Origin of the sequence: Enterobacter sp. RHBSTW-00994 (assembly GCF_013782625.1) — a bacterium.
In the GTDB taxonomy this organism is placed as follows: Bacteria; Pseudomonadota; Gammaproteobacteria; order Enterobacterales; family Enterobacteriaceae; genus Enterobacter.
This window is the reverse complement of sequence record NZ_CP056199.1, coordinates 2,753,247-2,765,656: the sequence shown is the minus strand read 5'-3', so window position 1 is coordinate 2,765,656 and position 12,410 is coordinate 2,753,247. Positions and strand designations below refer to the sequence as shown.

Here is a 12,410-nt window from a genome sequence, read left to right as displayed (position 1 = left end):
AAAGGGAATAAATCAGGCACGCAGTGTACCACAAAGGCTCCGGTGCGTTGACACCGGAGCCCGTCGATTATCGCGGCAGAGCCGTGCCCCACTCGCGCCATTCTTTTGGTTCACTTTCCAGTAGCAGGAAGTGTTTACCTGGCTGCGCCTTGGGTGCTAACGGTGTGCCAGGCGGCGTCGCGAAGGCAATTCCTCCCCGGATGAACTGATTGAATGTGCCGGTTTTCACCACACCGCCGGTCAGACCAAAGTCCAGCGAATAGCCTGATGCCAGCCAGAATACCGAGTTGTTACGTACGAGATGCTGATAACGTTCGCTAATTCGCAAGGCCACCATCACACGATCGGACAGTGTACCGAGCGTCAGGCCCGTTACTGTACCCACTTCAATACCGCGGAACAGCACCGGCGTGCCGATGTTAAGTGAACCGGCTTCCGGAACCTCAACCACAATGCTCAGGCCATCAAGATAACGTGAATCGGTGATGGTGGCTTCCTGCAATTCGAAATCGCGACGGGCATTGCCCTGGCCGGGTTCGACGTTGATGTAAGGCTGCAAAATAGTGTCGAGGTGCTCCACGCCAGCGGCCGAAATTTGTGGTGTGACCACAGAGAAACGTGTTCCTGTGCGGGCGAAGGTTTGTACATATTCCGGGTACAGTACGGCGGTTGCCTGCACTTCGTTGCGGGCGGTGATCAGCGTCAGCTTTTGGATCTGCCCAATATCTATCCCCAGGTAGCGAATTGGCATGCCTTCAGCCAGTTTCCCGGCATCGAACGCATGCAGTGTAATTTGTCCGCCCACGGCGCGTGCTGCCGTTTCTGAAGGGAACAGAATGCGTTTATCTCCTTTGCGCAGGTTTGCTCCTGCGCCACTAAGATTGTCGAAACTGATCGCCCCCCGCAGAGCACGGGAGAGAGGAGAGGCCTGAACGGTCAGTCCGCTACCGTTGAGTTGCACTTTCGCACCCCCCTCAGCCCAGAACACGCTATTGCGCGTCAATAAATGACGGTACTCTGGTTTGATGTTCAGTTCGATATCAAAAGCATCCGCGCGTGGACGTACGGTAATTACTTCTCCTACCTGAAATTTGCGGTACAACACAACAGAACCGGTCTGGACATCAGGGAGTGTTTCCGCACTTAACGTCAGAGTGGTCGTGGGTAGATCGCTCAGGCTGTTCTCGACCGCTTTGTCCAGATTGGCGTACAGCGGGTAATTCTCGCGTAGCGGCCCCTTTTCACCGGGCAGAATACGAATACCGCCGTTTACCCATTCACTGGCGCTGGCGCCAAGAAATTCAATGCCATCTAGCCCGACTTTAACGTCAACGCGGCTATTGACCACAAATTTGCTGTCGCCATGCAACAGGTCACGGTATTGCGGATCGATGGCGACAGAAAAGGTTACGCCATTCTCTGTCAGCGTACGCTCCAGAACCTGGCCGACCTGGACACCGTGTAAAATCAACGGCTGCCCTGCGTCAATGCCATAGCTTTCGGGGGCATTGAGTGTGACGGTCACAACCCCTGGTTTTTGCAGAAGCGCCTTGTCTGCCGGGGCAATTGTGAATGTGCTGGTAGGTTCGCCATCACCTGGGATCAACTCAAAAGTGCTACCAGTGAGAAGACTGCTGATGCTGGTATCGCTCAGTGACAATTTAGGATTACGTAGTTCTAACCGGGTGTTGCTGCGCAGGAGATCCACAACGCTTGGGTCGACGGTCATTTCTCCGGATACAGAACCGCCAGGGTTAAGCGTCATTTTGGTCAGTTGCCCGACCTGTAATCCCTGATACATCAGTGGAGTCGAGCCGGCTTTTAACCCTTTAGCATCGGGTAACACCAGTTTTACGATCACACCACGCTGGCTGTGCGCCAAATCAGCATAGAGCCCGAAAATATCATCAGCCGTTGCGTCCGCAGAATGCTCCGGGGAATCGAATGCGATTGCGCCATTGACCAGTGCAGCAAGGCTTTCCAGTTTGACCTTCGCCCCACTTAAGCTGAGGTCCGCGTCGACGCCGGAAACATTCCAGAAGCGGCTGCCTTTTTTGACCAGATTCGTGAAGCGTCGCTCGATTAACACATCGATGGTGACACCTTGTTTGTTTGGGTTAATGGTGTAGTCATACACACGCCCAACGGGGATTTTCCGGAAATAGACCAGCGAGCCACTATTGAGAGATCCTAAATCCGGCGCTTGCAGATGGATCATCAAATCACCGTTGTTCAGACGGTATTTGGGCTGCGTGTCGAGCGCGGTAAAATGGTCCTGAGGCTCACCTTTGCCAGGCATCATACCGATATAGTTACCGCCCACGAGGGCATCAAGTCCGGAGACGCCAGCCAGAGAGGCTTTAGGCGTCACTAACCAGAACTGGGTTTCGCTACGTAACGCATCTTGCATGTCTGACTTAATGCTCGCCCGAACCTGGATCTTATTCAGACTTTTTCCGAGTGTTATCTCCTGAACAGTTCCCACTTCGACGCCCTGGAAACGCACAGGCGTGCGTCCGGCAACAATGCCGTCAGCAGACTGGAAATCAATGGTGATGGTGTTACCGCGATCTTCATAGCTCGTCCAGATTAGCCAGCCGGCGATCATCAGGGCGATAACCGGCAGCAGCCAGAATGGCGAAATACGACGTTTTGTTTTAATTCTCGCTTCAGTCGGCGAAGCGGGCGTTTCCTGACTCATGTGCATCCCAAAGTAAGCGGCTATCCAGCCATTCCACTGCAAGAATAGTCAAAATCACCGCAGAGCCGAAGAAAAACGCTGCGGGTCCCATTGTAAAAGCAAGTAACTGGTCGCGATTAATCAGCGACATCATCAACGAAATCACAAACAAATCCAACATTGACCAGCGGCCAATCCAGGTCACGAGCCGCAGAAGCAAGATTCGCGTGCGTAACCCTTGTTCACATTTAAAGTGAATGCTGACGAGCAGAGTAAACATCACCACTACTTTGGTAAACGGAACGAGGATACTGGCAATGAAAACAACGCCTGCAATTGCGACGTTACTGTGGGCAAGCGAAATGATGCCGGACAGAATAGTATCCTCTTGCCTGCCGCCGTTAACGTAAATAACCGAAATCGGGAGCATGTTGGCGGGTATCAGCAGCACGACTGAAGCAATCAGAGCCGCCCAACATTTCTGTAGGCTATTGTTGCGTCGAAGCCTTAACGGAATATGGCAACGTGGGCATCGACCTCTGGCATCAGGCTGGCCGGTGTAATGACAGCCCAGACAGACGCGGAGATTCTCATCCGGGCGTGTGGCGGGGCGTTGCGGGTAAAAGCGTTCCCAAAGCTGCTCTACATTCAGGTGGATAAGCGTCAGAATGCTAAGTAATACCAGTGAGATGAAGGCAATCAGACCAATGCCAGGCTGTAAAAAAGCATAGTCTTGTACCTTAATAGATGCGACGCCAATACCGACCAGATAAATGTCGAGCATTACCCACTCTTTGAGTTTTTCGAGCATCAACAGGACTGGGCGTAAGTTCATTCCAAGGATGTTGCCAAACCACAAATAGGCAATGGCTGCGACCAGTATCAGTGGCGCACCTATAGTACAAAACAGGACCATTGTTGCGGTCAGTGGATCGCCCTGACGGGTCATTTGCCAAATTCCCTGAAGTACGTTGGCATCAATACGAACCCCAAGAAGATAGAGTTTGAGCAGTGGCTCACTCCAGGCAAAAGGCATTAACATCAGCATGGTGACGGCCATGGCGGCGAGTCGGGTCAACGACCAGTCACGTCCATCGCGGATTTTGGCGTTACAGCGTGGGCAAAACGCACTTTGATGCGATTTCATCTTCGGCAACATAAAAAGCGTATCGCACTGAGGGCAACGCTGATAATGTGCACGAGGCAGCGCATCGCTGACCGCATGGACTGTTATTTTTTTTGCCGGCGTAATTTTGGGTGTTTTTAAGGCCATCAGTCGCGCATAAATTAGAATTGTTAAGTGTTATCTTAACTCATGAATGGAATCATCTTGAGCATGAGCGCATTTAATGCTTATTTAAATAGGCTATGCAGTAATTTTGTAAGACAACCAAGTGATTGAATAATGAACAAAACAGAATTCTACGCGGATCTGAACCGCGATTTTCAGGCATTGATGGCAGGTGAGACCAGCTTCTTAGCCACTCTGGCAAATACAAGTGCATTATTGTTTGAGCGTCTGACTGACGTGAACTGGGCCGGTTTTTATCTTCTTGAAGACGATACGCTGGTGCTTGGGCCATTCCAGGGCAAGATTGCCTGTGTGCGTATCCCCGTTGGTCGCGGTGTGTGCGGTACTGCGGTTGCACAGAATCAGGTACAGCGCGTAGAAGATGTTCATGCTTTCGATGGACACATAGCCTGCGATGCTGCCAGCAATGCTGAAATCGTTCTTCCGCTGGTGGTGAAAAATCAGATTATTGGTGTTCTGGATATCGACAGCACGGCCTTCAGCCGCTTTACATCTGAGGATGAACAAGGGTTGCGTGAGCTGGTTGGACATCTGGAAAATGTACTGGTAGCGACCGATTATCAAAAATTCTTTGCGAGCGTCGCAGGATAATCAACGGATAACGTAGCATTTACTGATGGCGTCATTATAATGACGCCTGTTCATGCCTGCGCTAGTTGGCAACGTCCGTTGTAATCAGGAAATTTCATGGAAAATCAACCTAAGTTGAATAGCAGTAAAGAAGTTATCGCATTTCTGGCTGAGCGTTTCCCGCAGTGCTTTAGCGCTGAAGGCGAAGCTCGTCCCCTGAAAGTCGGTATTTTTCAGGATCTGGTAGCGCGAGTTGAGGGTGAGATGAATCTCAGTAAAACCCAACTTCGTTCCGCTCTGCGTCTTTATACGTCGAGCTGGCGCTACCTGTACGGTATCAAACCGGGCGCAACCCGAGTCGACCTCGACGGCAACCCTTGTGGTGAGCTGGATGAGCAGCATGTTGAGCACGCACGTAAACAACTGGAAGAAGCGAAAGCGCGCGTCCAGGCACAGCGTGCAGAACAGCAGGCTAAAAAACGCGAAGCCGCAGCGGCAAATGGCCAGGAAGAAACCCCTCGTCGTGAACGTAAACCACGTCCTGCACCGCGTCGTAATGACAATAGCGATCGCAAGCCGCGTGCTGATAAACCAGCAGCTAAAGCCCCTCGTGCGCCTCGCGAAGAGCAGCGCCACACGCCAGTTTCTGACATTTCCGCGTTAAGCGTGGGTCAGGCTCTGAAAGTAAAAGCGGGTAACAATGCGATGGACGCCACCGTACTGGAAATCACCAAAGATGGCGTTCGAGTACAGCTGACTTCTGGTATGTCAATGATTGTACGCGCAGAACACTTGTTGTTCTGAAACGGAGGCCAAGCCTGGCATGAACACTTTTTTTAAGCTCACCGCGCTGGCTGGCCTGTTTGCTATAACAGGTCACGCTTTCGCTGTGGACGATATTACGCGTGTTGATCAAATTCCTGTATTAAAGGAAGAAACACAGCACGCGACGGTGAGTGAACGCGTGACGTCGCGTTTCACTCGTTCACATTATCGTCAGTTCGATCTCGATCAGGCCTTTTCGGCCAAAATCTTCGACCGCTATCTGAACTTGCTGGATTACAGCCATAACGTATTGCTGGCCAGCGATATCGAACAGTTCGCAAAACGTAAATCCGACGTGGGCGATGAGCTACGTTCTGGTAAGTTGGATCTGTTCTACGACCTGTATAATTTGTCACAAAAGCGCCGCTTTGAACGTTATCAATATGCGCTGAAAGTGCTGGAGCGTCCAATGGACTTTACCGGCACTGACACCTTCAATCTGGACCGCAGTAAAGCGCCCTGGCCGAAAGATGAAGCCGAGTTGAATGCGCTGTGGGACGCGAAAGTTAAGTATGATGAGCTGAGCCTCAAACTCACCGGTAAAGATGATAAAGAGATTCGTGAAACTCTGACGCGTCGTTATAAATTTGCCATTCGTCGCCTCGCGCAGACCAACAGTGAAGATGTTTTCTCACTGGCAATGACTGCGTTCGCTCACGAAATCGACCCGCATACAAACTACCTTTCCCCGCGTAACACCGAGCAATTCAACACTGAAATGAGCTTGTCTCTGGAAGGTATTGGCGCGGTGCTGCAGATGGATGATGACTATACCGTGATCAACTCAATGGTCGCGGGTGGTCCTGCATCCAAAAGTAAAGCGATTAGCGTAGGCGATCGCATTGTGGGTGTGGGTCAGACAGGACAGAATATTGTCGACGTGATCGGCTGGCGTCTTGATGACGTTGTGGCTTTGATCAAAGGCCCGAAAGGCAGCAAGGTACGCCTTGAGGTTCTGCCTGCAGGCAAAGGCACGAAAACCCGTATCGTTACCCTGACCCGTGAACGGATCCGCCTGGAAGATCGCGCGGTAAAAATGTCAGTGAAAACGGTGGGTAAAGAGAAGGTGGGTGTTCTGGATATTCCCGGCTTCTACGTTGGTTTGACGGACGATGTAAAAGTACAGTTGCAGAAACTGGATAAGCAGAATGTCAGTAGCATCATCATTGATTTGCGTAGCAACGGTGGTGGCGCATTGACGGAAGCTGTCTCCCTTTCCGGTCTGTTTATCCCATCGGGTCCTGTGGTTCAGGTGCGTGATAACAACGGTAAAGTGCGTGAAGATGCAGACACTGATGGTGTGGTTTATTACAAAGGCCCACTGGTGGTACTGGTCGACCGCTTCAGTGCTTCGGCGTCCGAAATCTTTGCCGCAGCGATGCAGGATTATGGCCGTGCACTGATCGTCGGTGAACCGACCTTCGGTAAAGGAACGGTACAACAATATCGTTCACTGAATCGTATTTATGATCAGATGCTGCGTCCAGAGTGGCCTGCACTGGGTTCCGTCCAGTACACCATTCAGAAATTCTACCGTGTGAATGGCGGCAGTACGCAGCGTAAAGGCGTCACCCCGGATATCATGATGCCAACGGGCACGGAAGAGACCGAAACGGGTGAAAAGTTTGAAGATAATGCGTTGCCGTGGGATAGCATTAATGCTGCGACATACGTTAAATCTGGCGACATGACCCAGTTTGGCCCTGAACTGCTGAAAGATCATAATGATCGTATTGCCCAGGATCCTGAATTCCAGTACATCATGAAGGACATTGCTCGATTCAATGCTATGAAGGATAAGCGGAATATTGTTTCTCTCAATTATGCCCAGCGTGAGAAAGAGAACACCGAGGATGATGCAACACGTCTGGCGCGTATTAATGACCGCTTTAAACGTGAAGGTAAGACTCCGCTTAAAAAACTGGAGGATCTGCCTAAGGATTACCAGGAGCCTGATCCGTACCTGAATGAGACGGTGCATATCGCCCTCGACCTGGCACATCTGGAAAAAGAAAAGCCCGCTGAGCAACCAACTCCGGCAAAATAACCCCCAACAGGCACAAGATATTGTGCCTGTTTTTTTAGTTCTGCATCTTCCCGTCAAGCAGATTTTCAATTGTGTAAAGTTGTGTCTTTCTGGTGACTTACGCACGCTGAATCCTTGAAAATAGCCACAATACCCATACGATGTGGGTAATCGCATAGTGCGTTTTGTTAAACTGAGGTTAAAAGAAAATTATGATGCGAATCGCGCTCTTCCTGCTCACCAACCTGGCGGTTATGGTGGTTTTCGGGCTCGTGCTAAGCCTGACAGGAATTCAGTCGAGCAGCGTTCAGGGCCTGTTAATTATGGCGCTGCTGTTTGGTTTTGGTGGCTCCTTCATCTCACTGTTAATGTCGAAGTGGATGGCGTTGAAGTCTGTCGGTGGCGAGGTTATCGAACAACCACGTAACGATATGGAACAATGGTTAATGAACACCGTTGCGCAGCAATCCCGTCAGGCGGGTATTGCCATGCCGCAGGTTGCTATTTACCACGCTCCGGATATTAACGCGTTCGCAACGGGGGCTCGGCGTGATGCGTCGCTTGTCGCTGTCAGCACCGGGTTGTTGCAAAACATGAGCCGTGACGAGGCTGAAGCGGTGATTGCTCACGAAATTAGCCATATCGCAAACGGAGATATGGTGACCATGACCCTTATTCAGGGTGTGGTGAACACCTTCGTGATCTTCATTTCCCGTATTCTGGCGCAGATTGCGGCTGGGTTCATGGGGGGCAACCGTGATGACGGTGAGGAAAGCAATGGTAACCCTCTGATCTATTTCGCAGTTTCGATGGTACTGGAGCTGGTATTCGGCATCCTGGCAAGCATCATTACCATGTGGTTCTCCCGTCACCGTGAATTCCACGCGGATGCGGGTTCTGCGAAACTGGTTGGGCGTGAGAAGATGATTGCTGCGCTACAGCGACTGAAAACCAGCTATGAGCCGCAGGAAGCGACCAGCATGATGGCCTTCTGCATAAACGGTAAATCGAAATCGCTGAGTGAGCTGTTTATGTCTCACCCGCCGCTGGATAAGCGTATCGAAGCCCTGCGTAGTGGCGAATACATCAAATAACTAAAGGTGTTTGCCGGAGATTCCGGCAAACACGTCTAACGTTCCAAAGGCCGGGTATAGCATCATCGCCACCCGGTTTTTTTACGCCTCAGTTCGGGGTTGGGTCACACGCAGACCGCTTATAATGGCAGCGAAAGTGGCAAGTGAGCCGGCCAGCAGCAGGGCAACATGTGTACCGCTTTGGCCTGAAAGATTGAACATCAAAGCGACCAGTGCTGCGCCTGTACTTTGTCCAAGTAAACGCGCAGTGCCCAGCATTCCGCTGGCTCCGCCACTCCGGTTTCGTGGAGCTGCGGTGATAATCGTATGGTTGTTAGGTGACTGGAACAGACCAAAACCTGCGCCACACAACACCATGCGCCAGATGATGTCGGCATCTGTTGGTGATGACGGCAACAGCGCGAGGGCAAAAAGACCTGCTGCCATCACCAGTAGCCCCAGAGCCCCCAGTAAACCTGCATGAACTCGCTCAATAAGATAACCTGCCAGTGGAGCCATCACCATTGTCGCCAGCGGCCATGGAGTGAGAAGTAACCCTGTTTCGACTTCGGTACGGCCGACGATGCTTTGCAGGAAAAAGGGCAGAGATACCAGGGCCAACATTTGGGCGCAGAAGGAGCAAATGGATGTACCGATGGAAAGCGAAAACAGTGGAATACGCAACAAGTCGACAGGCAGCAGTGGAACAGGCATCGCCAACTGGCGACGCACAAAGAAGAAACCAATGACCAGCATCGCCACGATTTCGACTGCGATTAATGCGAGTGATTGCCCTTGAGCAAAGCCGCTAAGCGCAGTAATGAGCAGACCGAAGGTCAGGGCATTCATCACAGCACTGGGCAGATCGAAACGTGGGGCGGTGCTTTTTGCGCCATTAGCAGGTAAAAAGCGAAGGGCAAAAACCAAGGCAATGACCCCAAGCGGTACATTAATCAAAAACAGCCATTGCCAGGATGCGACGGACAAGATGGCTGCAGCAATAGTGGGGCCAGCAGCGGAAGAGACAGCCACAATGAATGAGTTAATGCCCATGCCACGCCCAAGGTGACGTTGTGGATAGATGAGGCGTATTAACGCTGTGTTGACGCTCATTAAGGCCGCCCCTCCAAAACCTTGCGCGATACGGGCTATGGTCAGGGTGTGAAGTGAATCAGACAAAGCGCAAAACAGAGAGGTCAGCGTAAAAACCACCAGACCACATTGATAAACGCGGCGGTAACCAAACATATCACCCAGAAAAGAGAGTGAAAGCAAAGAGACAACAATGGCTATCTGATACGCGTTAACTATCCAGATGGAACTGGCAGGAGAGGCGTGCAGATCGCTGGCGATAGTGGGTAATGCAACGTTAGCAATTGCACCGTCGAGAACCGCCATTGAAATGCCAATAATGATTGTGGCAATTGCGCCATAGCGCTGGGGCAATGGCAGACCATCGGAAAGGTTTTTTTCCATTATTGATGAATAGCTCAGTGTGTAATTATTCTCAGAGTAACTATTTTAGCATTGTTAATTCGGTTTTATGTCGCAGATTTGTAACGAAGTAAACGCGGATTGATTGCAGGGAGCCGACCGTGAATTTATAATAAAAACCGGTTCTGATTTTTATAAAACACTCTCTATGAGGTGATAAATGGCAATCGCAGATTTGGATAAGCAGCCAGATTCTGTTTCTTCCGTGCTGAAGGTGTTTGGCATCTTGCAGGCGCTCGGAGAAGAGCGTGAAATTGGTATTACAGAGTTGTCGCAGCGTGTGATGATGTCGAAAAGCACCGTTTATCGCTTTTTGCAAACCATGAAATCTCTGGGTTATGTCGCGCAAGAAGGTGAGTCTGAAAAATACTCTCTGACGCTGAAGTTGTTTGAATTAGGTGCTCGGGCGTTGCAAAACGTAGATCTCATCCGTAGTGCTGATATTCAAATGCGCGAACTCTCTCGTCTGACGAAAGAGACGGTTCACCTGGGGGCGCTGGATGAAGACAGTATTGTCTATATCCACAAAATTGACTCTATGTACAACCTGCGTATGTATTCGCGTATTGGCCGACGTAACCCACTCTATAGTACCGCGATTGGTAAAGTACTGTTGGCCTGGCGCGATCGCGAAGAGGTAGTGCAAATCCTCGAAGGGGTTGAGTACAAACGTAGTACGGACCGCACTATCACCAGTACCGATGAGCTGTTAACGGTACTGGATCAGGTTCGTGTACAGGGTTACGGCGAAGATAACGAAGAACAGGAAGAAGGCTTGCGTTGCATTGGTGTTCCTGTATTTGACCGTTTTGGCGTGGTTATCGCGGGGCTGAGTATCTCTTTCCCAACACTGCGCTTCTCGGAAGAGCGTTTGCACGAATACGTTGCGATGTTACATACCGCAGCCCGGAAAATCTCCGAGCAGATGGGTTACAACGACTATCCGTTTTAACGTATTAACGGAAATAAAAACGCCGCACATGTGCGGCGTTTTTTTGTGGGCCAATAGTTATAAATTAGCCATTATCAATAACGACAGCCATCTTACGCAGAACAGGGCAGTTCGTCAGGCCGATAAAGCCGCTGTTCGAATGGAGATACTGCGCTGTGCTGATGCCTTGCGCTGTGATGTACTTGCACTGGATACCTAAGCCAGCAGCGTTCTCGGCGCTTCCTACCAGTATGCCGTAACCCGACAGCAGCAGGCCAATCCACAGAATTGCCAATACAACAATGGTTCGAATGAGTAGACGCATCATGCCTCTTTTTCTTACTTGTCATACTATTAAGCGTATCCAGTTTATGCCATGAAGCAAGAGTATGATTCTGAAAAAACACTTGATGCAGTTACAGTTAGTCCTTGTTTAAGATAAGCGTGATAACCTGGACACATCAGGTCTTAAGACGGAGTGTGGAGTGAAAAAAATACGCTGGGTAATTCTGGTTATTGTGCTGATAGCAAGCGTTGTGCTTTGGACGCAAACTATCAATGTGATGTGCGATCAGGATGTACAGTTTTTTAGCGGCGTTTGCGTAATCAATAAATTTATCCCGTGGTAAGACGCATTTTTTCTCAAGATGATTTCCTTCTTTCCCACCAGTGGTAAAATGGGTGCTTTTATTGAGGTGGTGAAATGGGTGAGTTACAAAATTCGGGGCTGCTGAACATGGCATCCTTGGTGGTCTCTTTGGTCGTACTGATTGTAGGGCTGGTTCTTTGGTTTTTTGTTAATCGCGCCAGTTCTCGCACCAGCGAGCAGATCGAACTGTTGGAAGCGCTGCTCGATCAGCAAAAACGACAGAATGCCTTGCTGCGTCGACTATGTGAAGCAAACGAACCTGAAGAGAAAGAAGCACCAAAAGAAGCGTCAGCGGAAGTGAAAGAAGACGAAGGCGACGATGATTTTATTCGCCTGGTTGCTGAGCGTTAATCTGCCGTAAGTGGGAGGTGGCTGTGGTCTGGAAGAATCCCTGGTATGACCCCTCCCTGAAACATCACACGCCGACCGGTTTTCGTAATACCTATTCTGTCGAACACCGGCCTGGTGATGTCGATCGCTGGCGCAAAGAGCGTAAACAGGCGAGCTTACCCAAACCTCCCTCAGCGGGCTATGCCGCATTTATCAGTGAATGGTGGCAACCTGTTGAACTGAATGATGTACAGGCCGACGGAGTTTGGTGGCTGGGTCATGCGAGCCTGCTGCTGCGAATGGATGGTAACTACATTCTTACCGATCCGGTTTTTTCCCGACGCGCATCACCAATACCCTTTTGGGGTCCTGAACGTAAAACCCCGCCAGCCATTACCGTAGAAAAACTCCCGCACCTTGATGCGCTGGTTATCTCTCATAATCATTATGATCATCTCGATGTTGCTACGGTTCATCGCATATTGCGGCGTTTTCCCGATGTGAGCCTCTTTGTACTGTA

Annotated in this window: 11 protein-coding genes and 1 pseudogene; 8 read left to right on the top strand and 4 right to left on the bottom strand. The window is 50.5% G+C overall.

Annotated features, from left to right (window positions below; all coding sequences use genetic code 11):
- Window positions 1-67: 67 nt before the first annotated feature.
- Entirely contained in the window at window positions 68-2,701 is a 2,634-nt protein-coding gene (locus HV346_RS13275; protein WP_181619805.1) for a PqiB family protein, read from the bottom strand.
- A complete protein-coding gene (gene yebS / locus HV346_RS13270) occupies window positions 2,670-3,953 on the bottom strand; it encodes a membrane integrity lipid transport subunit YebS (protein ID WP_181619804.1) in 1,284 nt (427 codons plus the stop codon). Before yebS ends, HV346_RS13275 begins: the two co-directional genes overlap by 32 nt.
- Before the next feature lie 132 nt (window positions 3,954-4,085).
- Between yebS and HV346_RS13265 the strand changes: the two genes are divergently transcribed.
- The 4 genes from HV346_RS13265 (at window position 4,086) to htpX (ending at window position 8,507) form a co-directional block, all read left to right on the top strand.
- Window positions 4,086-4,583 carry a GAF domain-containing protein gene (locus HV346_RS13265; RefSeq protein ID WP_181619803.1) on the top strand — a complete coding sequence of 166 codons (498 nt, stop codon included), beginning with the start codon at window positions 4,086-4,088 and terminating at the stop codon, window positions 4,581-4,583.
- A 96-nt stretch (window positions 4,584-4,679) separates the two neighbouring features.
- Window positions 4,680-5,366: an RNA chaperone ProQ gene (gene proQ / locus HV346_RS13260; protein WP_181619802.1), complete on the top strand. Its 687-nt coding sequence runs from the start codon at window positions 4,680-4,682 to the stop codon at window positions 5,364-5,366.
- Window positions 5,367-5,385: 19 nt separating this feature from the next.
- Window positions 5,386-7,434, top strand: coding sequence for a carboxy terminal-processing peptidase (prc, locus tag HV346_RS13255; protein ID WP_181619801.1), 2,049 nt, complete (start codon window positions 5,386-5,388; stop codon window positions 7,432-7,434).
- Window positions 7,435-7,625: 191 nt separating this feature from the next.
- A complete protein-coding gene (htpX, locus tag HV346_RS13250) occupies window positions 7,626-8,507 on the top strand; it encodes a protease HtpX (RefSeq protein WP_181619800.1) in 882 nt (293 codons plus the stop codon).
- Window positions 8,508-8,588: 81 nt separating this feature from the next.
- Here the strand turns inward: htpX and HV346_RS13245 are convergent, their stop codons facing one another.
- Window positions 8,589-9,962: an MFS transporter gene (locus HV346_RS13245; protein ID WP_181619799.1), complete on the bottom strand. Its 1,374-nt coding sequence runs from the start codon at window positions 9,960-9,962 to the stop codon at window positions 8,589-8,591.
- Window positions 9,963-10,140: 178 nt separating this feature from the next.
- Here HV346_RS13245 and kdgR point away from each other — a divergent pair, with 178 nt between their 5' ends.
- Entirely contained in the window at window positions 10,141-10,932 is a 792-nt protein-coding gene (gene kdgR / locus HV346_RS13240; protein WP_181619798.1) for a DNA-binding transcriptional regulator KdgR, read from the top strand.
- 64 nt (window positions 10,933-10,996) lie between these two features.
- Here kdgR and HV346_RS13235 read toward each other — a convergent pair whose 3' ends face one another.
- Complete coding sequence (locus tag HV346_RS13235) at window positions 10,997-11,236, bottom strand: YobH family protein (RefSeq protein ID WP_181623777.1); 240 nt, start codon at window positions 11,234-11,236, stop codon at window positions 10,997-10,999.
- A 160-nt stretch (window positions 11,237-11,396) separates the two neighbouring features.
- Here HV346_RS13235 and mgrB point away from each other — a divergent pair, with 160 nt between their 5' ends.
- The 3 genes and pseudogenes from mgrB to HV346_RS13220 all read left to right on the top strand — a co-directional run.
- Complete coding sequence (mgrB, locus tag HV346_RS13230; RefSeq protein WP_181619797.1) at window positions 11,397-11,540, top strand: PhoP/PhoQ regulator MgrB; 144 nt, start codon at window positions 11,397-11,399, stop codon at window positions 11,538-11,540.
- Between the two features lie 74 nt (window positions 11,541-11,614).
- Window positions 11,615-11,911: a YebO family protein gene (locus tag HV346_RS13225; RefSeq protein ID WP_181619796.1), complete on the top strand. Its 297-nt coding sequence runs from the start codon at window positions 11,615-11,617 to the stop codon at window positions 11,909-11,911.
- A gap of 23 nt (window positions 11,912-11,934) precedes the next feature.
- Window positions 11,935-12,405: pseudogene (locus tag HV346_RS13220) on the top strand (MBL fold metallo-hydrolase); the annotation flags it as partial.
- Between the last annotated feature and the right edge of the window lie 5 nt (window positions 12,406-12,410).